15 protein-coding genes and 1 tRNA gene are annotated in these 23,360 nt (G+C 50.2%); 5 read left to right on the top strand and 11 right to left on the bottom strand.

The features are described 5' to 3' along the window. Positions 1–26: 26 nt before the first annotated feature. The 4 genes from ACVL1J_RS07405 (at position 27) to ACVL1J_RS07420 (ending at position 3,400) form a co-directional block, all read left to right on the top strand. A tRNA-Lys gene (locus tag ACVL1J_RS07405) sits at positions 27–102 on the top strand. 305 nt (positions 103–407) lie between these two features. Next, on the top strand, positions 408–1,679 hold the full coding sequence (gene dcm, locus ACVL1J_RS07410) for a DNA (cytosine-5-)-methyltransferase (RefSeq protein WP_491665266.1): 1,272 nt from the start codon (positions 408–410) through the stop codon (positions 1,677–1,679). Beyond that, complete coding sequence (locus ACVL1J_RS07415) at positions 1,676–2,131, top strand: very short patch repair endonuclease (RefSeq protein WP_491665235.1); 456 nt, start codon at positions 1,676–1,678, stop codon at positions 2,129–2,131. The genes dcm and ACVL1J_RS07415 overlap by 4 nt, the downstream gene beginning before the upstream one ends. Positions 2,132–2,161: 30 nt before the next feature. Further along, complete coding sequence (locus ACVL1J_RS07420) at positions 2,162–3,400, top strand: type II restriction endonuclease (protein ID WP_491665236.1); 1,239 nt, start codon at positions 2,162–2,164, stop codon at positions 3,398–3,400. Between the two features lie 364 nt (positions 3,401–3,764). Here ACVL1J_RS07420 and drmB read toward each other — a convergent pair whose 3' ends face one another. The 11 genes from drmB to ACVL1J_RS07475 all read right to left on the bottom strand — a co-directional run bounded on the left by drmB (position 3,765) and on the right by ACVL1J_RS07475 (position 21,634). Next, positions 3,765–5,900: a DrmB family protein gene (gene drmB / locus ACVL1J_RS07425; RefSeq protein ID WP_491665237.1), complete on the bottom strand. Its 2,136-nt coding sequence runs from the start codon at positions 5,898–5,900 to the stop codon at positions 3,765–3,767. Next, positions 5,897–9,496, bottom strand: a complete 3,600-nt coding sequence (locus ACVL1J_RS07430; RefSeq protein WP_491665238.1) for a hypothetical protein — start codon at positions 9,494–9,496, stop codon at positions 5,897–5,899. Before ACVL1J_RS07430 ends, drmB begins: the two co-directional genes overlap by 4 nt. A gap of 21 nt (positions 9,497–9,517) precedes the next feature. Then, positions 9,518–11,299 carry a nuclease-related domain-containing DEAD/DEAH box helicase gene (locus ACVL1J_RS07435; RefSeq protein WP_491665239.1) on the bottom strand — a complete coding sequence of 594 codons (1,782 nt, stop codon included), beginning with the start codon at positions 11,297–11,299 and terminating at the stop codon, positions 9,518–9,520. Further along, positions 11,292–12,941, bottom strand: coding sequence for a DISARM anti-phage system protein DrmE domain-containing protein (locus ACVL1J_RS07440; protein ID WP_491665240.1), 1,650 nt, complete (start codon positions 12,939–12,941; stop codon positions 11,292–11,294). The genes ACVL1J_RS07435 and ACVL1J_RS07440 overlap by 8 nt, the downstream gene beginning before the upstream one ends. Before the next feature lie 5 nt (positions 12,942–12,946). Continuing rightward, positions 12,947–13,846 carry a hypothetical protein gene (locus tag ACVL1J_RS07445; RefSeq protein ID WP_491665241.1) on the bottom strand — a complete coding sequence of 300 codons (900 nt, stop codon included), beginning with the start codon at positions 13,844–13,846 and terminating at the stop codon, positions 12,947–12,949. 833 nt (positions 13,847–14,679) lie between these two features. Next, entirely contained in the window at positions 14,680–15,276 is a 597-nt protein-coding gene (locus ACVL1J_RS07450) for a hypothetical protein (protein WP_491665242.1), read from the bottom strand. A gap of 38 nt (positions 15,277–15,314) precedes the next feature. Continuing rightward, complete coding sequence (locus ACVL1J_RS07455) at positions 15,315–16,253, bottom strand: hypothetical protein (protein WP_491665243.1); 939 nt, start codon at positions 16,251–16,253, stop codon at positions 15,315–15,317. A 31-nt stretch (positions 16,254–16,284) separates the two neighbouring features. Further along, the gene (locus ACVL1J_RS07460; RefSeq protein WP_491665244.1) at positions 16,285–16,578 is read right to left on the bottom strand and encodes a hypothetical protein; all 294 of its coding nucleotides are present in this window, start codon (positions 16,576–16,578) and stop codon (positions 16,285–16,287) included. A gap of 647 nt (positions 16,579–17,225) precedes the next feature. Further along, positions 17,226–18,374 carry a GDSL-type esterase/lipase family protein gene (locus tag ACVL1J_RS07465; protein WP_491665245.1) on the bottom strand — a complete coding sequence of 383 codons (1,149 nt, stop codon included), beginning with the start codon at positions 18,372–18,374 and terminating at the stop codon, positions 17,226–17,228. A 227-nt stretch (positions 18,375–18,601) separates the two neighbouring features. Further along, positions 18,602–19,180, bottom strand: a complete 579-nt coding sequence (locus ACVL1J_RS07470) for a TetR/AcrR family transcriptional regulator (protein WP_491665246.1) — start codon at positions 19,178–19,180, stop codon at positions 18,602–18,604. A gap of 75 nt (positions 19,181–19,255) precedes the next feature. Then, a complete protein-coding gene (locus ACVL1J_RS07475; protein WP_491665247.1) occupies positions 19,256–21,634 on the bottom strand; it encodes a beta-glucosidase family protein in 2,379 nt (792 codons plus the stop codon). Positions 21,635–21,799: 165 nt separating this feature from the next. Between ACVL1J_RS07475 and ACVL1J_RS07480 the strand changes: the two genes are divergently transcribed. Next, a complete protein-coding gene (locus ACVL1J_RS07480) occupies positions 21,800–23,356 on the top strand; it encodes an LVIVD repeat-containing protein (protein ID WP_491665248.1) in 1,557 nt (518 codons plus the stop codon). Positions 23,357–23,360 lie beyond the last annotated feature (4 nt).

The raw sequence follows: 23,360 nt of genomic DNA on the forward strand, positions 1-23,360 counted from the left end.
GAGGGCCAACGCCCAAAGCGAAATGTGGGTCGTTAGCTCAGCTGGTAGAGCAGAGGACTTTTAATCCTTTGGTCGTGAGTTCGAATCTCGCACGACCCACCACAAAATACAAAAAGCCTGAGTGTAAAAACTCAGGCTTTTTTCATTTTTGGCACACACACAAACTACCAACCGTCAAATCGAGTTAACCCCCCTACCCCATCAGCATAATACTGTTTTAATATACAGCCTTTCTGTGTTCGAATTCCTGTCCGTCAGAACCAATATCCAGTGTATTTCAATTCTCATAAAAGAGACGATTCACTGAATATTTGTTTACCTCAAACAGTTTTAAGCCATTTTTTAGCTATGATAGGAACGATCACATGACAATTTGTTCGCTTTTTGACCCAGAGGAACTCGCACTGATGAATGCTCCAGAGAACTTTCACTTTCAAGCACTCCTCACTCAAGTTCTTGAAATCAAATCCAAAACAGAATTAGCCAAGGCTCTTGGAGTTGGACCATGGACAGTGAGAAGATGGGAAAAGGGAGACAGTGTTCCTCCGTCTCAGAAAAGCGTAGCTATCCAGTTAAAACAGTTTCTTCCCAAAGAATCCTCTACAAATGAACCCGAACCGCCTTTTACCTTCATCGACTTGTTTGCTGGCGTCGGTGGCATTAGAAGAGCATTTGAGAACCAGGGCGGGAAATGTGTATTCACAAGCGAGTGGGACAGCTACGCCCAGAAAACGTATCGAGAAAACTACCAGCGTGACCATCACGAGATTTCTGGTGACATCACAAAGGTAGATACGATTGACATTCCAAATCACGACGTGTTGCTTGCAGGCTTTCCATGCCAGCCTTTCTCGATCGCAGGAGTATCCAAAAAGAACTCTCTAGGTCGTTCGCACGGTTTTCTGGATGAGACTCAAGGCACGCTGTTTTTTGATGTCGCCCGAATTATCAAAGACAAACGCCCACGAGCATTCCTGCTCGAGAACGTAAAAAACCTTGTATCGCACGATAAAGGCCGCACCTTTACCGTGATCAAGGAAACGCTTGAGAAAGACTTGGGCTACAAGATTCATTGCCGCGTTATCGATGGTGCTCATTTCACACCGCAACATCGCGAACGTATTTTGATTGCAGGCTTTACAGACCAGGTTGCCTTTGATTGGGATGCAATCCCACTGCCCGCGAAAGGCTCCAGAAAACTCAAGGAAATTTTGCACAAGACAGACGGTTCCGAACCCTACCTACCCTGGGATGAAAAGCGTTTCTTCGACCATGACAACAAGAAAGTGCAAGACAAATACACACTAACCCCGGGCCTTTGGACCTACCTGCAAAACTATGCAGCGAAACACAAAGCCAAAGGCAACGGCTTTGGATTTGGCTTGGTTGGCCCAGAAAGCACAACCAGAACCCTGTCTGCACGCTATTACAAAGACGGCTCGGAAATTCTTGTAGACCAAGGCAAGGAAAAGAACCCAAGACGCCTTACACCTCGCGAATGCGCCCGCCTGATGGGCTTCCCTGACGATTTCAAAATTCCGGTTTCTGATACCAGAGCTTACAAACAGTTTGGCAACTCTGTAGTTGTTGATGTGATGGAGCACGCTGCAAAATTAATGTGTCAGTTCGTGACGGAAGACATGCAACCTGAATTGCCACTTGTTCGTATGGCTGGATGACAGATGTAGTCGATTCAAAAACCCGAAGCAGGATGATGGCCGGGATAAAAGGCAAAAATACCCGGCCTGAAATTCTTGTGCGCTCTGCACTGCACAGGCAAGGCTTCCGGTTCAAACTGCATGACAAAACCCTGCCTGGTAAACCAGATCTTGTTCTCCCAAAATACAAAGCCATAATCAATATCCATGGGTGCTTTTGGCATGGCCATGATTGCAAATTCTTCAAAGTTCCCTCAACGCGCACAGCCTTCTGGCTCGCGAAAATTAACGGAAACAAATCGCGCGATGGTCTTCAGAAAGAAGCACTTCTGAAGCAAGGCTGGAGAGTACTCACAGTTTGGGAGTGCGCATTGCGGGGAAAAAAAGCTGATACTCTTCAACTAACAATAGATAGCATTTCCGCTTGGTTGATTAGTAAATCACCCACAGCGAGCATTGATACAAATGATTAAATTTCGACCACATACAGGACATTATTCGGTATGAAAAAGGGCTATCTCTCTGAGTACTTTAGCGGTGTTGCGGCAAAAACTTTGTCTGCTGTCGAGGCCGACCCAAGAAAGAGCAATCAACATGAATTTAATGGTGTCTCACGACTAAAATCTATTCTCGGTCCCAACAAGCGAACATTTCCCGCGCGCTTTGTTTACCTATGTGATGCAGAGGATGAAGCCCCTGCCTCGGCAGAAGGCTTTCTGACCTGGTATGACGCCAGGGCCGAACACCCCACCCGAAGTGAACACCGTCTTTACTTTCCAGCGACTCCTGTTTCGGACAAGTTTCGCGCAGGTGATCTGTTCGTAATTGGTCTTCGCCCAGATGGTTCTGCGCTATGTTTGATAGCAGAATCAAAATCAACGGCAGCTAACCAGATTCTTTGGTTATTTGGAATCAGCAGGGAAAACCTAGACGGCTTCAAAATCGTCGATAAAGAAGAAATCGATGAATACGAACTTGAGTATACATCTCGCTTGATACTTAGCGAGATAGGAATTGAATATGAACCTGAGCCTGAAATACAACCTTTGCTTGAATCCATACTCTCGAAATTCGGACCTATGTTTCCGCCAACAAGAACATTTTCTGAGTTCATAAGAAATACATGCAGGCTTGACGCAAGAGACGGGCCAGACGAAGTTCTTCTGGCATGGATGGACACTGAAGAGGCAGGATTTAGGGCATTGGAAAGGTATTTGATATCTGAACGCTTACAGGCTGGATTTAACGGCGAGGGAGGAACGGTTGATGTGGACGGTTTCATTTCATTCTCTCTAGGCGTGCAGAACCGACGCAAAAGCAGGGCAGGCTATGCGTTGGAGAATCATCTTGAAGCTGTGTTCACCGCCTACGGAATTCAGTACAGCAGAACAGCAGTAACGGAGAATAAAAGCAAACCAGATTTCATTTTTCCAGGCGTGGCTGAATACAAAGATGCTGCATTTCCTGAGGACAGATTAACGATGCTGGCAGCAAAGACCTCGGCCAAAGATCGCTGGAGGCAAATTCTTGGCGAGGCGGATCGGATTCCTACAAAGCACTTAATTACATTAGAGCCCAGTATTTCTGAAAATCAGACTGACGAGATGAAGGCTCGCAACGTGGCCTTAGTGCTGCCTCGTTTAATTCATGATTCATACTCTGCAGCACAAAGGCCATGGCTAATGGACGTTGAGTCTTTCGTATCAATGATCGCTGCTCGTCAAGAGAGATTTGGTCGCTGACCGTTGCTTCTTAAAAGACGCCCTTGTAAAGGCAGCAATTCTTGAGCAACCCCCAAAAAATGGGGGTTCACCTTGAATCGCACGGCTTTCCCTAGGCACTTTTTATCCTCACTGGACTATCCCGAGGGGAAGGCCCACTGCTGACCCGAAAGGGCCACATAAAAACGAGACTATTTTGTTCGCCGGCCTAGAAACCATCTGATCAATAGAATTTAAAACACGAATCAAATTTCTGCCGAAGTGACGACATATAGCCACAGAGATGGCTACAGTACGTACTCGCAGAATCGTAATTCCCCTTCAGACTTGATGAAGAAAATAAGCTGCGACCAACCCTTCTTAAATTAATAACTCCTCTTCTTTTTTATTTCCCAGACTGGGCTGCAAGAAAGCGAAAGAATCCCGCTTCCGGATATAACAAAGTACCCATAACCACTCCCCTGTCCAGAAGCCGGTTCTGCTGCTCACAGGAAGTCTCGGGCAGAAGAGCACATGCATGACATGCAGCAAGATTGCAATTGTCTGGCCCTTGGCCAGTGCTCTCGATACAAACAGGATCAGTCGAACACCAAGTAGACTTCTCCAACATTCGAGTGATTACCCCGTCCAGTAATCCTGGCTGCCCCATACGAACAAGCCCTCCCATTGTCCCCTCCGAATCGCCTGCAGCAGTGTAGATCAACACCCCTTCCATACCATTACTGCCCTCTGAACAGTAGATTCGCTCCCGCAACGAGGCCGATCCGTACCCGCACTCGAACACCAGCTCATTAATCAACAGATGCGCAAAAGTATGCAGCAGCACATAACGTGGCGTAACAATAAAGCCATCTTGACGACGACGCTTTCGCAGTTCACCAAGCTGCTGATTAAGCACATCCAGGCGCTTTATATGAAAGTCGTTAAAGCGGGCTTCCCAGTCTGCCAAAGCGGATTTTCTGAACTTCAAAAAGATACCTTCACCGCGTACGATAATCGCCGGAAGCCAGCTTAACCGTCTCGTCGCAATAAGGTTCCAGCGCTCCTCCTCTGTCAGAGACCCATTCGAAAAGATCCTGTTGTAGCCGCGGAAAGCTCTAGTCTCACGGAGCTTATGCAACAGCGAAATACGATCGAACGCCGTCTGAACAAGGCTACCGTATTCGGCGAGAGGAGCACTGCGGATCAGCAGGTTTGTCTTAGGTGAACCCTCTTGGCCGTCCTTACAAAAAACTCTGTACTCTGCGGCACGGTAGTTGTTCTCATCATCAGAAGATGCAGACTCCCCTTCTTGTTTATCCTGCTTTGCCACTCCGCTGTATTTCTCGTACCAGTCTTGTACCTGATGAACGAGTTCAGCGGGATCAATATCCCAGTCGGGCCGCGCCACCTTAATGATCTGAGACACGATTTCGCTGGTGACCTTTCCTGTCCCTTGGGCCTTAATGAGCTGAATGAGAGCAGCTGCAATCTTGCCATTGTCGGTCAGGAGATCGCGCAAATAGTGCCGGTTGAGCGCCTCAGCGAGGATCTCGGGATCGGCCCTAGAGTCAGGATAACGCTCGTTCAGAGCATTGCGCACCGAGCGGGACGACACTTTACCCCCGTCACGATCCAAAGCCCCGAGTAACAACTGGCGTTTTAAAGCGTGATCCTCCAGCAGATTCAGTACGTCGTCCGGAATGCTGGCATCTTCGATATCAGGTACGTAGATCGAGCTGACTACATCACTGTAGTAAAGATTAGAGGCTCCGCGCAGCAGCACATATAGCTGCTCACCACAACCGTGATCAGCCTCTGCACCACGTGCAAGTGCGGGATTCTGTCCGGTACACCGTATACCGATTCCCGCTAGGGGAGAATCGCCCTTACCGGGCTCGCCGCCTACGGCACCTGCCAAAGTTTTTCTGCCGCGAACCTTGATCTCTGAACCAACCCTCTCCTCAGCAACAATTTCAATCCCCTCTGCACCGGCTGAGCCTGTCGACCGTAGCCTTAACCACCGTTCTGGTCCTTCAGGACGCCATTCTGGATCATCAAGACGCAACCATTCCACCCAAGGAAAATCCTGCATATGGCCGTGAGCACAGGCTGCAACAAAACGCACCTGAACCGCCTTCCGCTTTTTATGCAACCGACCTCCGTCCGCCCCTCCTCCAGCGATGGGGCCCTCACATACGGGCGCACCTGCATCATGATGCCGCGCCTTGTACATTCTTCCGCAGTAAGGGCAGGCATGCCATAGCGGAAAACGAAGAAAGGGAATGGTCAGCCCAAGATTTACATCCGATACACCTCGTTCCCTCTTCCTGTGATCAGGAGGCAACATGAAGAAGTCGACGTTGAGCCGTCGGGCCAGCCTTGGCTCATCATCGATGCGAAACTCGTGTGATTCCGGTCGTGACGGATCGACCGGCCACGCATCCAAACCCGCATGAACGAGCGACGTTGGTCCCGGAAAATCCACCATGGCACCTACACCAAAAGGACTGATTGCCTGAGTACGTCTGACTGGCTTCATACGTCTTGCTCCCGGACTTCGTTAAACCAACCAGTAACGGCCGCTTCGCAGTTTGCATCCACGTTTCGGAGTGACGACAGCGTGGCCCAGCTGTGGTTATTCCATGTGGCGGGCATCTTGGTTCCAGCGGGGTGCATCAGAGAAGCGTTCTCAGGTGGCGGACCAAAATCTCCGTAGGTCTGGGGGTTCCATGCACGCCACTCCTCCAGCCGGTCTACCATCCGGTCCATCACGCCCGACAGCTCCTCAGGTGCCACGGCACTGACCCGCTCGCTTAGCACATTCTGAATCAGATCCCTCAACGGAGATCCTTCTTCCAAGGGATAAGGATCTGGAGTCTGCGCCTCATATTGCAATCGCCCTTTCTGACGGACCAGCGCGGCAATTAGGCCGTGAAGGGCTCTATCCATCGCTGGCGGGCTGAACGGGGTCACACTGGTCGGCTCGACATGGGCATACAGCTTCTGATGATAAGATCGAAAACGTTCGTAATGGCTTCGGTCCCGGGGCTTTGTCTGCCCGTAGAGGACGGTAACCAGGCCGGGTCGGTCTGCCTTTCGTCCAACCCGGCTTGTCACCTGAATGTACTGACTAGTAGTTTTTGGCTGCCCTACTACGGCCATCATGGCGAGGCGTGGAACATCCACACCAACTTCAATAATATTAGAGGCAAGGCACGCATCTATAACCTTCACAGGAAGAGGTTGTCTGGTACGAGCATCAATCGTCTGTATTTTTTGCTCTAGCATTGCAAGAATTTTGGGTACCTCGTCGCTCCGGATTCGACTGGTAAGCTCTTCTACATTCGTCAGCTTACGGGTACGCGCAATATCACTACCACAACGTGATTGAAGTACACGCAGATATTCCCGGATGTCAGAAGCAAACAACGTCGCTGCTCCGCCGAGCTCACGGATAGAGTTGAAAAAAACGAGTAGCGTCCACCAAGGATCCGCTTTATCAGCGGTGTCCCCTACAGATGCTGCACCCTGCATAAGTGAGGCAAAGCACCGGACTTGCGTCGTTTGGAGAGAACCATGACCAGGTGCCAGCACGCCAACGTATAGGCGACCGGGTTGCAAACTACCGTCACGGAAACGCGCCTGCTTGGCGAAAAAGGAATCGGCGGCATCAAGCCCTACAGGCGGAAACAGGCAAACCTCATTGCGCCCGTACAGGTTTCTGATCTGCTGATCAGCCCGGCTGATAGTGGCCGTGGAGGCTACGATCTTCGGCCTAATACCATCAGCAGATGTACAGAGATTCTCAATTACTGCTTCGTATGCACCAACCATTGATCCCAGCGGACCGGAAATCAGGTGCAACTCATCCTGAATTATAAGGGAAGGCGGCAAACCTGTATGATTGCCCTTATCATCGATTCCAAAGAGACGCCTTGCCTGTGGAGTCCATGCAAGAAGTGCAAACTTATCCACCGTCCCTATAATCAGGTCTGCTGGCTCCGCGTATAGATCCTCGTCGATCACCGTGATTGGAAGAGGTCGTGCACTTGGTTTTATGTCGGTCGTACCGCCAAAGTCACAGCGCGTGTCACCACAGCGATACATGACGCTGTTGATCCCCGGTCCACGGTGTTCCGCATAGCCGAAGACTAGCGACTTGTTGTTACCATAGGACACCGGACCGAATTCGGCGGCACACCACGGACAGCGTAGCAATACAAAAGGATTTTCCGCTGTTGCATCTTTTTGCAGCTTTTTCAGGGCGTTCACGGCATCTGCACGCTTGTTAGGGGTAGTACTTCCTCCGACCCACAAACCGATGCGAAAAACTCGCGTTCCGAGCTCAGAATGGGTGCGTCGCAGCACTTCCATTGCACAAAACAGCGTTGCAGCTCGTTGGAACTGCTGAGCCGTGAGGAGCCGCAGCGTGTAGCGCATCAGAACTGTCGCACCTGCCGATTTGCGACCTGTCAATGCGTTGAAAAACACGGTAAAAGCGGTTAATCCCAGATATGCCTCTGTCTTGCCCCCGCCAGTGGGAAACCAGATCAGGTCAACTATCTCCCTCTCGTCCGGAGCCTTTCCGGTGATGCCAGATAGGGACATGAGCAAGAATGCCAGCTGGAATGGACGCCAAAATCCTCTTTCCATATCGCCGCCAGCCGCGTCAACCACCTCAAAAGTCGGCACCCAACCGGCAAGTACCCCGCCACCGCTGAGCTGCGGCTGTCTGGTCGCTGACGCAGCGCGCAACTGAGCCAGGATCATAGCGTGATTGGCTAGTCTGAAGGCCTTTCCGACATCCGCGTCTGCAGTGATAAGCAAGAGGCCCGCCCGCATTCTCCTGAGGCAAATCTCACCTCGCTCAATAAGAAACGGTGCGGTCTTCTGCTGCTCCAGAGTAAGCTGGCTCATTTCCTCCCGGCGGCCGTATATCCAGCTTGCGTACGCCTCGACCAGCCTCTCAACATCAGCTATTCCGTCATCTCCGGGAATCAATCCTGCGAGCTTCCTCATACTGACTGCCAGCGACTGCCAGTCACCAGAGGAATTCTGTTGCTCAAGATCAGCGCTGGTGGCGGGCAGTTCATACATCGGCATGTAATCGGTCCAGACAGAGTCCACCTCAGCGGGCTGCCCGCTTTCCCAGTCCGCCGCACAACCGTGACCGATAGCAAAAGTGTGCGCATGACGGTACAGCACGCGGTTAATGTTCTCGTCGGATATCGGCGACGCATCCCGCTCTCCCGGCAGGATAGTTTCAGGATAGGGCCGGATACATCCGGAGCCAGGCCTGCCAGAGATCACGAAGCCAGCCTGAAAAAGGCAGTGTTCGTCTATACTCCGCTCTGCAGGCTTCCTCCGATTAATGAGGGAAACCGTCAGTAAGCGGTGATGTTCGCTTGGCATGCCTGGCCAAGTCCGCGCTATAACCACTAATTGCAGTTGAGCGAAAGGGCCTGAAACAGAATGCACCACTGGCTGAGCAGAAGCATATAAACTATCAGCCGTAACGGTAACAGTAGGGACCTGTCCCTTTTCATCGACAAGCGGACGTCGCAACCAAAGAGAGCGCTCATATGCCTTGTCTCCCACCAGCACTGGCAACCGCTGATAATATCCACTAGGATGCCGTTGTATCTCACTACCTGACAGACGTGCCGAATGCTCGATACGGATGCTAAAATCGTTAGTCTTCGATAGATCAATCACGAAGCTCAGACCGACAGCTGAGGGACGGAATGAGTTTGCAAGGCTTATATCGTAATCCCCATCGTCATCTGCCTCACCCCGTCTTGCACCTATCTTTTCTGCAGCGGCCACCGCTGTCTCTCTGGAGGAGTTGTCCTCATCGCTACTCACTCCTGCTGAGACAGCGATGTCAGTGCCCTCGGCAAGCTCAGATACACCAGCAGGGTACAATACCGCAGCACCATAACGCTTGACCGGACGATCCTGCCAGAGGATTTCCTCGCCGTCCGACTGGACGCGAGGACGATGAAACTCGTCATATGTCATCAGCTGCTTCCTGACGACCGGATCGGGCTTTCCCTGAGGATTAGGGCCAATTACTTCAGCCCTGAGCCCATTGAGAAGAGCAATTCGGCTTTTCAGATTCTCATCGAGTGACATAGGTCCTCTTTCTGTCTGGGTTTAGGATGCCGTGTCCAGTATCTGTCGCAGATTGGCAAGCACAGCGGTCTGATAAACGGGTGAGAGGCGGGACTGCATCAGTACGCTCAGATGCACCCTCGCCCGCGACATACCAACATACAGTAGAGCCTTTGATTGCTCGTCCTCCAATTTGTCCAAGTCCGTCAGAATAATGGCTGATGCCTCCAATCCTTTAAAGCGGTGCACTGATGTATAACGTACGGCAGACAGAGGACGGCGGGAGCCAGAGTTCATTTCTGATAGTTCAAATGGTAGATTATCCCTACTAAATAGCTGTGCAGCGCAGCTCTGGCCGGCGGTCCGTGACGACAGTACAATTATTTCATCGGGCCGAAAACGGTGAAGCAAGCGCTCAATTTCGGACTGCAACCTACGAGTCTGTGCTGTAGGACTGTCATAGAACACGGGATCAACCGTCCCTGTATCCGCCTCCTGCAGAAGCTTTCGATATCCGGGCGTGAGGCCAGATACCACCGTAAGGGTCTCAGCTACACGTCTCGCATTACGGCAATTGGTTGTCAGATTAAAAGTGGCGTGTGGACCCGCACGGTCCTTCAATATTCCCGGCGTCAGCGCACCAGATCCCGTACCGGCCGGCACATAGATGGCCTGGCGTTCAAAGTCGCCGAAAAAGACCCAGCGGCCGTTCTTCAGTCCTCCGGTCAACATCAGATCTAGCGCGTCCAGATATTCCGGAGTGATCAGATCCTGCGCCTCATCGAGAACAACCATATCGAATAGGGGCGAGCTGTCTACTTGAGTTAGGATATGTTCGCAGAATGCAGCAGGCAAGGTGGTTTTCCAGAAGTCCGGAGAGACTCCAACATATTCCTGCGAGGGGCACTGCTGCATGAGAAAACGGTGAAAGGTACCGGCATAAAACGGAATGGCGGCAGCATGTGCCTCTTGACGTAGTAAAGCAGCCTGCTCGTCCAGCCACTCACCGAGAAACTTATTAAAGCAGAACAGTCCCACCCGCTTACCCTGCCTGATCGCCTGACGCGCAGCCACGAGCGCCAGGAAGGTTTTCCCAGTGCCAGCGGGTCCCTTGAAGATGACACGATCATTTTCCGCCAGATGGTCCGCTGCATCCATCTGTTCGTCAGTAAAACGATGGATTGCTCGCTCAAGCCGCTCAATTTCTGTTCGGGCGCTTTCTTGGTACTCGAAGTCCCTTCGCAGCATTTCCGTGATGCGTTGTACGACGGCAGACCCCGGACGCGAACGGACTTCGTCGTACCACCTAGAAGAGCGCTGCCTTACGAAGACATGGGCCTTCTCCAATATTGCACCGATCAGTGTGGCTGGCGAGTTGTGAAGGAGATCTGATTTGTTTATAACCTGCCACGGGTGCCATTCTGGTGAGCGTTCCGAAAAATTGATTTCTGTGAATGCGACGGCAGAGAAGTAAAGCAGGCCAGCAAATGCAGCGTCGCTGTCGGCCAACCATTTCCTCAGGGAATGCATCGCACGGCTTACCTGCTTGAAAGGTCCTTCAGCAGAGGTACCGTAGGGGTAGACCCATGTTCCAGCCTCCCTCGACACATCACATGCCTTTACCTCAATACAAAGAATGCCGCTGCCAGGAACGATGACGATAAGATCGATCTCACCTTCCAGTTTGGTCAGATGGCGGCGTACTTCTAGCGAATGCAAGACAACCCAGCCATCGGTGCGAGGATCGTCACGCAGACGGTAAAACAGCTCCCTCTCACCAGAAGAGGCCCGCGCGGAAATTGTTGCAGGTATCAGTTTAGCCATGGAGTGCAGGTACTGTCTGTTCAAGCCGGAAGAGCCGGCTACGGGGCACGTCCACTACCGTGCGGTCAATTGCGGCGATCCGAAGAACGGACATTTCGCTTCCCTCGGCATGAGGAAGGGCTATCCGTGCTTCAGTCTCAATCTTTCGGCGGACTGCAGCCAGTTCATTAACCTTGGTAAGCAGCTCCCGGCGGATCTGCTGTCCCGCACGGTGATGGTAACTTTTCAGCTCCTCCATTTCACGCCATTTTTTATTAGCATATTGAACCGGGTCTCCGTGTTCGATCTCTCCGGCCTGTGTAACGGCTTTCATCAGCGCCACAAAATCTTCTGCTCGCTGGGGCGACATGACAACACTTCCAGCCCAGTTATAAATGTATCCGGGTGAGGTTACCTTCCCTCCCTCGGCACGCAGTAAGGCTGCAATTTTTTTCGGACCGTGCCGCAGCAACGCCGAGCGTAGTGCCGCCTTCCAAGCCAAAGCTGAAGCACGAAGGCCTGAACGATTAGCGCGCCTCAACAGAGCATCTGCCAGTTGCTCCACATAGTCGCCGCCACCAGAGGTGCGTATGACTACCAGATCGCCCTCTTCCAGAAGGTTGACTCTCTTTCGCGGTAAATCGTTTCCCGCTGTTCCTACGAGTCCGTCAAACAATTCGGAAACCTCAATAACCTTACCTTCGTCAGGTAGAAATGCCCCATAACCGTTGAAGAACACCGTAAATCGAGCCGCCTCCGTCTCTTCCTGATCATCAGCCACGTGTGTTCCATCAGGACGTAGGTTCACCCAATAACTCTGGGCAAGCCACTGATCTACATTTTCAAAGACGTCAGGAATATCAACAGCTTTAGTAACTACTTGTCTGCGCTCAGGAACTGTGTAAATAAAAGGCGCCGAAGCAGGCAAGACGGATCTCTCCGGCAGACCGACGCCCTCGCTCTCGTACCGGAGAAGATGAATCCTCCGTGCGCGACAACCGTGAACAGCATCACTTGCCAGCTGAGGCGCGCAATGCCGTAGTCCTGCAGGAATAATCAGCGTATCAAAGGTCACAAATTTAAGATCTCGGCGTGAGTCAACTGCCGAAACGTGCCTGTCAGGAATTGTAGCAAGAAGCTCTCGGAATTCTTCGGGCCAGCCTGGCACCGGTCCGGGGCACAGCGCAGTGAGGAGTCCGATCCTGTCTCCAGCACCGGACTGCAAGCACAGCTCGTTAAGCAAGGCCCACTTAGGGTTCTCAGCGATACCATAGAGTTGCTTCACTGTGCCGTTAATGTCAACTGCCAGCTGCCTGACAGACGGCAAAGTGTCTGCCATCCGAACCAGTCGATTACCGAGCTCTCGGATAGGCAGTGCAGGATGATCAAACGGAAGAAGAGTGAAGAGTACGGTTGAACGCAGCTGCCACACTACCCGCGCAACCGCAGCCTCGGTTGAGTCCATACGATCCAAAGCATTGTACAGAGAGCCTACTAGGCGTGTAAGCATGCGGACTGGTTCGAAGCCGACCGGGTGCAAATGTAGAACTGCCTCTTCCGCACAGCTAAAAACGTTGCTGCTGATCTGAAAAAAATCCTGACCGCGGCTCACTTCAATGTTTGCAGTTTTTTTAGGTATTACCTTCACTACGGACTTTTTCATGTTCGTCATTCCTGCAGAGGAATCCCACAGACAATGCACTCCACGCCTGCGGGAAGCATCTGCGGAATGGCCTGACAACCGGTTAGAAGGGCCGGACTCGACGCCTCCAACCATGCGAGCGAACGCCGCCTGAACTGCTCGTCGAATTCCGTACGGTCGAGAAAAGCAACGTATGCGCCCGCCTGCGTCACCTCCATGCAGTGCTCAAGTGAGCGAAAAGCAGTTGCACCGTCAAGGATACATACCGAAGCTATTGCCGGCTGATCCGTCAGACTGCGAGCGGTAATTAGTGCCGTCTTGGCATGAGCTTGGCCTCGCGGACTATCAATACCAAGGATTTTGCCGAGGTTGAACCGATGACGGATTCCAGAGTGTCCAAGATAGACACCTTCTGCTTCCCGCTGGAGTACGGCTGTTTCGCCGATGATCACGGACTCATTGGAAGGAGTGATGAACCACTTCCGGTCAAAGCCCGGGATAAGGGTCTCGAACAGCTCGCTGTGGCGGTGAATCGCTGTTTTGGCTCGCCCCCCCACGGACTGCAGCGTTATCGTGTATTCATGCAGATGACTGACGGACACTTGACGGATCACGTCTTTCTGTCGGATAAGAACAAATTCCTGATTATCAAGCCCTGGCACCCTAGTAAGTCCTTCGATGACGCCGTGAACCTGTTTTCCACCGGACTTGTTCCGGTCTTTCCTCTCTTGAATAAATACTTCGGTCCCAGGAGGCAGAGTTGTTAGCGATGTCCAGTCAAGTACCCCTGTCGTTATCTTGGCACCTGCCAGTTGGACACCAAATGCGGCTATTAAAGCCGTGGTGTGACGGGTCGGGGTCACAACTACAGCAAAATATCTGCGATCTTGGCGGACATTTGATCTCATCCACCAGCCAAGCCACAACAGAAACCCTGCCCATGCCGGTACTGGGCTTACTTTTTCAGCCTCGAGACCGGACAGAGTGAGCCCCGGACTGATTCCAATTGCATTCAGGTAATCGCTACCCGAAGCGCTTTGCCGTCCTCCGTCCCTAGCAGTGAGTGCATTTTCTATTGTCACAGCTTTATTTTATGTTTGAGTTGTTTATGGCCGGAACAACGTCCCGTATTAGAGTCAGCGAAAACCTCCGTTCTACGAGATTATTTCTGCTTATCAATGTATTTTTTATAGTAGCAGAATCCCCTTGTTTAGGACCGAATTTGTCTTTGCGCTCCATCTGAAGTCTTTTGAGTAACATGATAAAAGGTAGTAATTTGCAGCTACATCACGCGAGTAAAGCACCACTGACCTGCCCCGGATTTTTCGATCCAACGTGACTTAATTACAATGGTCTCTCAGCCAAGTGAGAGACGAGATGAAACGAGCCAGATTCAGTGATGAGCAGATTGTTCGAATCCTGAGAGAAACAGACAAAGACACGGTCGTGGAAGTGGCTAACCCGCCTCGTCAATCTTGAATGCCTTTGAACAATGAGGACATATGATTTCATGCATTACGGTAATACCCCCTAAAACTAGTTCACAACAAAATGTCTGAATTACCCTCGGAAATTCAGGTATTTATTAGTTTTCTCTCTTCTCTCTGGCGTCGACCTTTTGCTTATGGAGCGTGGAGAAGCGCAACTTCCCCGACGCACATTCATCGACAGAATAGAATTCGAAATCCTTCCTGATCATGGTGTTGACCTAGACGTTGAAAATTGGATTCTAACAGGGGGCAAATGCACCCCAATAAAATCAATTATTAATTCGCGACCGTCTGGCTCGTCCAGTCATTGCAATATTCCAAGTAATTAGCCCTTCGCGGCTTTGATTACACATCCAGCGTTCTACTGCAGCTACGATACCTTCATGATCATCTGCCAACGTGCAAAATCCAGATAAAGGTGGGCCTAAACGCTGCAAGTGCTGGGACAGTCGCTCACCGTCGATGCAACGTACTTCGTATCGTACGGATGGATTTGAGCTGAATTCGCGCTCAATGTGTTTCCAGCACTGACTGTGAAATAGCTGATTAACGGGAAGCTTGCTTTTATTCGCATATGAAATTGCGGGTGAGACACGCCAGCGGTCTTTGAGTCGATTTGCTGAGATGCCAACGTACTTGAGTTCTCCATCTTCGGCCCGCACCAGATACAAACAGGGTTTGAGTTGCTTCCAAGTAATCTCATCCAGAATTTCGTAGTTGGCTGTCTTCCATGGGCCATACCGTCCGTCGGTTTGAGGTACGTCTCTATGCCACATATTGGATTCGAGTCCCTTGATGCGAATGATTGGGGTAGCGGCTTCGAAAATTGAATTGCAGATAAGTTTTGTATCGATTGTGATGGCCATATTTTTCTTTTAGTGTTGGTTTCTTCGGGTGATAAAAATTAGTTTTGATCAAAGTGAGACAAGAGCGACCGTTGCTCTAGCCTGTGTTTGCAGGTCTGAATCAGAACCGCCAGGTCATAGTGCAAAACGCCAATAAATTTAGCCCATTGTTCCGTGTAGCTAAGAGGGATAGCAAGATTCCCTTCCTCAATGAGTGACTGAACTTTATTGATCCAAGGCTCGGGCGAAACGGCTCCTTTCAGAGCGCTTTGCTGCTGAACAGAAGCGTGTAAAAACTCCAACATATGCTCAGCGCTGTGAAACTGTTCCGGTAATCTAACTCTGACATCTTCAGTTTTCAGGGACACAGTATCTTTCCATCCACGGCTGATGAGCCAACTGCGTGCTTCAGCTTTGGAGACATACGTTCGATTTTCAAGCTTGAGGAGTGTTGGAAATCCCTCCATCTTTTTACTGGCCATGTTGCGTATCGTTTTCTCGTCCAGGTCTGAAAGTCGAGCCAAGTCCGTCAGAAAAAGTGCGGCTTCACCATTGATAACCGGGGTGTAAGCGGTAGTGTAATCAAGTCGAAATCGTGCATGATATTTTTCAACTACTTTGTTGACGACGCTAAATGATTGATTAACGCGAAATTCACAGTTGTTTTCTATGAAGTCGTCCATTTGTTGGAAAGCTGTCCAAAATGGCTGGCAACTCTCCTCCTCGTCCTCAGGCTGGTTGGAGGGATCATCAATTCCTTCCTCCCCATACTCATAAACCCTGATCAGCCATTGGAAGAGATCAGAGCGATTGAAGAAATCACGAACGGTTTTGTGCTGTAGCGCTTTCTCTAATGTCTGTTCACTTAACTCGTATCCGCAGATCTCATTCGGTAATTCAGTTTTCAATTCGAGATCAAAAATGCGCCATAGATTTGTATAGAAGCCGAGCATGAGAAGGCGTGCGTGAAGTAGGTAGTGTTCTTTTTGATTGTCCATTTTTTTCTCTGTTTATTCGTGTGGTACGGGATTAGTGCGCTCTGGCGGAAGTAACGATTTTGTCATCGGCCATAATTAAATAAAGTCCACTCAGTTGAGATTCCATCTGAGCGAATTGTTTGCTGCCGATATGTTCCCGGATTTCTTGTTTGGCAGTTTTATCGATATAAATGCTAATGCAACCGTGGCCAGCCTGTCTTTCTTGCCCAAATATTATGGCCAGTTCAAGTACTGAATCAGTGATTGCTCTTTGCGCGCATCGTTCCATAGCGTGTTGGCTTTTGTAAAAGATGGCACCTGCTTTGAATGATTTGGTATTGTTCATTTGTACCCTCGGCGTGATATTTGTTATATCCTTTGCATCATGCTGGTGATTCTACCGAAAAATTTAAATGTGTCAACAGGGATATCATAAATATCACTTTTTTCCAAACCGTACTTGGAAGCAGGGGAGAAAAGGCCGCGGCAAACAGTCAGGGACAGGCATGCCTCCTTCCTGAGAATTGACTGGAGAGATTTGTGGCTGATTCAAGGCACGCCCTAACTCAAGCTCAGCTAGCCGTGGAGACAACACGGCCTTATTGAACCGAGCTAGCTTTAATAGCTGTAATCGGCTTCACATTTCTTGCAGACTCAAAGAACAGGACAGCTGATTTCACCAAAAACCTCAACGTAGCCAGATCGTAGCTGTGCAGGGCTGCTTTATCACCAAATACACTCCACTAGACAAAGGCGAGCCAAGCTGGATGTGGCCCTAAGTGGGCCATTGGTTAAATTACTCAGGCTTTTTCATTTTTGGCGATCTGGTACCAAACTGGTACCCAAGACCATTCAATTCAGCCAAAGAAGGCAGACAAAAGTACTTTTCGCTGAGACTACGCCGCGATAAAAAACCAAGGGAATGGCTATTTGGCTGGCCAGATCGATGTGGCTTAAAATACCAACACCCCCTGAAATCACAATTAATCCAGATTAATTGGAAAAAATCGACAAATCAAAACTTTCAGCCATGGCTTTATAGCCAGTGCCGTTAGGGTGCACGGTGTCCCCACTGTCAAATGCAGGGTTGATCATGTTTGGGTAAGGCGCCCAAGAAAGCACAGAATCGAAATCCACAATTCCATCGCATTCACCACTACAGTTCCCGCCTTTCTTCACCCAATCATTGACCTTTTTTCTTTCTTCATTCGACATCGGAAAATATTGCAATCGGGGAGTGATGGTGGAAATGATGACCTTCTTTTTCAGATCATGACTTTTTTTGATCAAAGCCCTGAAATTACCCATGATCTGCTCCGCGGTAGAACCCAGCGGTGGGGGTAACGATAGGTCATTAGTCCCGGCGTATATCACAACATGCGAAATGCCTGTCTTATCCAGGATATCTCGATCAAAACGAGCAAGCACGTCTTCAGTCGTGTTCCCGCTGACACCTTCATTAACGACAGTCAATTTCTTGCCAGGTTGACCCATCAGCCTTACCGCGAGTACATCGCTCCACCGGTTGTGTTGATCAACATCGGAGCCAACTCCATCCACAACTGACCCACCCACGGCCACGATGGTGCCGGCAATGCCACTAGAAAAAACCGAAACTTCTTCAAGAAGCGGCATGGCTGTTGTTGCTGAGCGAAAACTGTTTGCGGAATTCTGACCAGTCAGGTCACCCGACCCAGGAGCACCAACATAAGACGTCAGATAAGCGGCACTGTCTTGACTGACTGCGGCTGAATCTTCGATGAAAACATCAACCACGATGTCTTTGAATGCTTCAGTGGCAAAACGAGTGGAATCACTGAACATGTCCTCGCCTGCCTGCAAGGTAAAACTTTTCTGGCCATTGAAGAATAGAGGAACGGTGCTTCCCTCAACGATTTGATCCCTCTCGCGCCTTTGCGACACGGTTACTGCGCCAATACGAACCGAATCATTGCCAAAAAAATTTCTAAGCTTGATGCGTAATTTGTCGCCACCGCCTGTTGGGTAGACAACAAGCCTCAGCGTTTGATTGTCGAACCGTGTGGTTGTAACACCGGTTTGTGCTGTGGCCCAAACTGCATACCAGTTCGCATCTTTGTTGGAATCACTTGCACTTGCTGTAGTTGTGCTCGATGAACTCAAGCTGGCTTGGGTATCGCTGCCTGATTCGCCACAACCCGCAATGAATTGCGCAAGTGTGAATAACACTGCCCATTTAAAAATACCTCGACATTCACCACAGACCTTGATCATTTTTTCCCACCTTATTCTGAATCAAATTTTATTGAATGGGATCGAATCGTTTTTTTAACAGGCCAGGTTGATATAAAACTTGTGTTGCAACCACTTTGAAAAGTCATACACAACAATCAGACTTCTGAAGCTTCAGCACGCAGTTTTTCCATGCCTTCGATCAACACATCAAGCACCATCTCTCGATTGACCATGCCACCGATGATCCAGTCTTCTACGATCCTTTCCACGTACCCAAGTAACCCACTTATACGCAGAATTTGCAGTGGCGATAACTTATTGAAACTTCGCCCGGCAATTGCCTCCATGATGGCCCTTCGCGCAGGAAGAGCCAGCTCAGCCACTTCTGGATGCCCAAAACCTCTTGTCATCCACAATTGATGCCCCCAAGGCGCCGAGGCCAAGACATCCAGGTAGCGTTCAAACTTTGACCTTAACGGTATTTCCGGATGAGCTACCAACGCGTCAATAACCCTCTCCAGCATGTTTTCCGCACAGCAGGCCAGCAGCTCACCGTAGGTTCCAAAATAATGGCGGGGCAAAGAGTTTGCTACACCAGCCTCTCGTGCAACAGCATCCAGAGAAAACCCTGAAAGCCCCTCTCGAACCAGAAGCCTGTGTGCCGCCTGCAATATTTCAGCCTTGCGTTTTTCAGGGGAAAGTCTGCGTGGCACAAAGCCCATCGAATCTGTCATGTTTTTACCAAACCACTTAAGCGTCAAAAGATCATGTCAGCATACTAAAAACAACATAAGACTTTCTGATTTGTTTCAGCTACAGGCACCTTTTCCTAAAGCAACCTTTTGTTCGAGTGGTAGATCTCTGGATGAAAAGCCCACTGAAACCCCGTAACACCCGGCTGCAATTTTCCAAGACTCCAGCTCAGGGTCCCAATAAGAAAGTTGTTTTGGGCTTACCTCAAACTCCAGCGACTCCATTGCATTCGGAGCCAACCTGGTCTTCTTGAAATCTTTTAGAACGACTTTGGGTTGGGGTACATCTGCCCTTGGGCTGGGTAGTGAAAGGTAAAGCTGTACAACGCTTGATCCGGGCCGGCTACCCGTATTCTTTAAAGAAACCCGAATACGGAGTTTGTCGCTACCCATTGTTTGCACTTTCAGATTTGAAAGCTCGAAACTCGTGTAAGAAAGTCCGTGACCAAATGGAAAAGCAGGCGTGATGTTTTGTTGATCAAACCAGCGGTAACCAATAAAGACACCTTCTGAATGAGACACCTTGTCATTCAAACCAGGATATCGATCTGGCTGACCAAACACCAAGTTGTCAGTTTCCTTGTCCGGAAAACTCAATGGTAATCTGCCTCCCGGATCAACATCACCGAACAGGATTCGGGCAATCGCCTTGCCCCCTTCTTGGCCTGGATACCATGACTGCAAAACCGCATTGACCTGATTTCTCCACGGTGTAATAACCACACCAGAAGTTTGAAGTACCACGACAGAATTTTTTTGAACGCTGGCAACTTCCCGGATCAGCGCATTCTGATCAGACACCGATGCGGGGTATTTGATAGGCGTACGGGACAAGGCATCCAACAAAGGGACCCCTATCAAACTGAAAGGCGGTGTTGTAAGAATCGGATCCAGAATCTGATTCAGAAACTGGTCAGCGTTGGCGTTTGACAGCAATGCTGGATCAAGTACATCTGCAAATGAACAATCCAGGCGCAAACACAATTTGTCCATGCCTTCTGTTGACTTGTCTGAAGCAAAAACAATCGCCAGGTCAGCCGCTGCTGCAAGGCTGCGGGCTTCATTCAAATCATTACCATCGATGTAGTCAATAGTGACCGAGGGCCCGGCACGCTGACGAATACTGTCAAGTGGGCTTACATAGCGGAAAGGATTAGTTGCCGAGGAGCCACCGCCACTGGGCCGATTCACCGCAGAAGAACCAATAATTGCGATGCGTTTGACGGAGGCGTTTATGGGCAAGGCACCTTGGTTCGTTAACAGAACCGTTCCCTCCTCCGCAACTTTTTGGGCCACTGCGGCATGTGCTTCGATGTCAATTTTTGAGTCATCCGCAACATACCTTTCACGGTCAAAAAATCCAAACTCAAAAAGCTTTGACAGTATGTTGAATACCCTTGCATCGATGTCGCTTTCATCAATTTCGCCACGCTGTAACGCTGCCTGCACCAACGGTTCAGCGTAATAGACCGGGATCGGCATTTCTATCTCGGTGCCCACCTTGATCGAATTGCTAGTGTCTTTCACGGCCTGGATATAATCAGAGACAATGAATCCCTTGAATCCCCACTCGCCTCGCAGAATGGTGTTGATCAAAAAGTCATTTGCACAAGTGGGACTTCCATTCATGGAGTTATATGAGCACATGACCGTGGCAGATTTACCATCGACCACCGCGGCTTCGAAGGGCGGTAAATAAAGCTCTCGCAGGGTTCGCTCATCAATCAGGTGGTCAACACGAGTTCTTCCCCCTATGAGGCTGGTCAATGGTGGCACACCGACCTGACCCTCTTGATGGTTCATCAGGTAATGCTTGGTGTTGGCCAACACCCCTTCTGACTGCGCGCCCTTGGTCCACTCCCTCGACATTTGAGCTGACAGCACAGGGTCTTCTCCAAAGGTCTCAAACACACGGCCTGCATATGGGTTTCTGGCCAAGTCTGGCACAGTGGCGTGGATCAGATCATTTCCTTTGTTTTTTACCTCATTGGCAACTGTTTGCCCGGTTTTTTTCGCCAGCTCGGGCATGAATGTAGAGGCCAGGCTAAGCGGAATTGGCATTGAAGTAGTTAGTCCACCGCGCACACCAACAGGGCCGTCCGACATTCTGAGGTCGGGCACACCCAACTCTGGAATTCCTTTCACCACCCCGACATAAGGGGTTGCCGTGAAAGTGGAAACAAGATCATCCCCGCCAAGCATTCCGATCTTCTGAGAAAGCGTCATGGCACCAATCAAAAGATTAGCCCGCTGCGCAGGCAACAACCTTACATCGCACCAAGGGCGTTCGCCCACATCACCACAAAAGCTGGACTGCTGCTGGGCTTGCGTTTGATTGCTGGACACCCTGGAGGCCGCTGAAGAACCTTGTTCGGAATCGCTCATGCAACCCGCGGCAATCAAAAGTATCCCACTCAAAGCGGCTAGCCGAATCATTGTCTTGTCTCCTGTGTAAACGGCGCTTTTGTATTGAAATTGCTTTCTATTTTTCAATTGCGCTTGAATGATTTTTTATACTATCATCTTATTGTTGGTCCATCAATAACGAAATAACCGATTAAGAAAGACCAGCAATACACAAAAAAAACCCGGGGAGGAGACATGACAAAAAAGGTCAGGCGCATATTGCTGCTCGCCACGCTGGCACTGCCTTGTGCATTGACGGCATGCTTTAGCGCAAGTGACCATCCTTCTTCAAACAACCGAAATTCAGGTCAATCGGTGGTTGACCCTTCGCAACAACCTACCCCTGTCAATGTGGCTCAAGCCGTTGTGCCAGTGGAAAACTGTGAAAGTACAGACACCCCTGAACGAGGACTACAAGGTCAGGTTTCACTGGTTGAACGAATTGCAGGCTTTGCAGGCGCAAACTGCAATTTGAAACTGATTGGTCGCTTTGAAGGGGATGGGGCAAGCCTGCAGCATGGCTCCTACAAACACTGTGCTTATTATGGGCAGGCCTACGCAGTGGCGGCGGTTGCACCCGACAGCCTCAGACGCCCAAGCTTGCGAACGCCTGGCGTGGTAGTTGTGAACGCAATTGACCCAAGTAACCCGAAAGCAGTTGCTTACCTGCAATCGCCTGCCATGCTGGATCCATGGGAGTCCCTGAAGGTACATGCCGGCCGGGGATTACTGGCTGCCGTCAATGGCACAAGCAGCACAAATGGCGGCCCTCAGTTTGATGTGTACGACATTGCAAAAGATTGCGCAAACCCTGTGCTGCTGGCCTCGATCACCATGGATGACATGAAACTCAAAGGGCATGAGGGCAACTGGGCCCCCGACGGATTGACCTACTACGGCGCAGACCTAGAGAACAAGATTTATTACGCAATCGATTTGTCAGACCCGACAAAACCCAAATACTTAACCCAATGGAAAGTGCCAGAACAAGATCTCGGTGTGCACGGCATGTCGTTCAGCAAGGACGGCACCCGTGGCTATTTCATCTTGCAGGGTCAAGGTGGCGCGAACGCCAGGAATGGCTTTGGAATCTATGATTTAACCGCAATTCAAAAACGTCAGAACAATCCGGAAGTGAGGTTGATTTCAACAGCGTTCTGGAATGATGGCGCATGGGCTCAACACACAGAACCATTCTCAATCAAAGGTCTCAAGTATCTTGTATCAATTGACGAGATGGGGTCAGATGGGGCGCAATCTGCTGCCGCGCGGTACACCACCTGTCAAACGGGGCGACCGGGATTTGGAATCCCGAGGATTTTTGACATCACCGATGAAAAGAACCCTACCCTTGTCTCGAAGTTGGCTCTTGAAATAGGACAGCTGGAAAACTGCTTGCAAGCCAGCACGGATAGCAGCACCTCGGTGATTTTTTCATACGACAGCCACTATTGCTCTGTGGACAATCCAGACAACGCCACCATGCTCGCCTGCAGTTATTTCAACTCGGGCCTTCGGCTTTTTGATATTCGAACACCACAGAAAGTCAAAGAAATTGCGTACTACAACCCGGCAATGACCCCCGGGTATAAAGCTGGGTCCGCCTACGCGGTGACCGGTTTGTGTGCGGGGGCTGACTGGAGTAGTTCACGCCCCACGATTGACACGGTCAAAGGTCAGATTTTGTTCACCTCGCAATGCGCCGGGTTTCAGATCCTGCAGATGAGCCCCTCCATCTTTCCCCTACGGTGATCAG

This window comes from Limnobacter sp. G6BE5S (assembly GCF_058448965.1).

Bases quoted from the DNA above. Each gene is read 5' to 3' on its own strand.
- dcm (WP_491665266.1), top strand. From the start codon at position 408: ATGAATGCTCCAGAGAACTTTCACTTTCAAGCACTCCTCACTCAAGTT.
- ACVL1J_RS07415 (WP_491665235.1), top strand. From the start codon at position 1,676: ATGACAGATGTAGTCGATTCAAAAACCCGAAGCAGGATGATGGCCGGG.
- ACVL1J_RS07420 (WP_491665236.1), top strand. From the start codon at position 2,162: ATGAAAAAGGGCTATCTCTCTGAGTACTTTAGCGGTGTTGCGGCAAAA.
- drmB (WP_491665237.1), bottom strand. From the start codon at position 5,900: ATGAAGCCAGTCAGACGTACTCAGGCAATCAGTCCTTTTGGTGTAGGT.
- ACVL1J_RS07430 (WP_491665238.1), bottom strand. From the start codon at position 9,496: ATGTCACTCGATGAGAATCTGAAAAGCCGAATTGCTCTTCTCAATGGG.
- ACVL1J_RS07435 (WP_491665239.1), bottom strand. From the start codon at position 11,299: ATGGCTAAACTGATACCTGCAACAATTTCCGCGCGGGCCTCTTCTGGT.
- ACVL1J_RS07440 (WP_491665240.1), bottom strand. From the start codon at position 12,941: ATGAAAAAGTCCGTAGTGAAGGTAATACCTAAAAAAACTGCAAACATT.
- ACVL1J_RS07450 (WP_491665242.1), bottom strand. From the start codon at position 15,276: ATGGCCATCACAATCGATACAAAACTTATCTGCAATTCAATTTTCGAA.
- ACVL1J_RS07455 (WP_491665243.1), bottom strand. From the start codon at position 16,253: ATGGACAATCAAAAAGAACACTACCTACTTCACGCACGCCTTCTCATG.
- ACVL1J_RS07460 (WP_491665244.1), bottom strand. From the start codon at position 16,578: ATGAACAATACCAAATCATTCAAAGCAGGTGCCATCTTTTACAAAAGC.
- ACVL1J_RS07470 (WP_491665246.1), bottom strand. From the start codon at position 19,180: ATGACAGATTCGATGGGCTTTGTGCCACGCAGACTTTCCCCTGAAAAA.
- ACVL1J_RS07475 (WP_491665247.1), bottom strand. From the start codon at position 21,634: ATGATTCGGCTAGCCGCTTTGAGTGGGATACTTTTGATTGCCGCGGGT.
- ACVL1J_RS07480 (WP_491665248.1), top strand. From the start codon at position 21,800: ATGACAAAAAAGGTCAGGCGCATATTGCTGCTCGCCACGCTGGCACTG.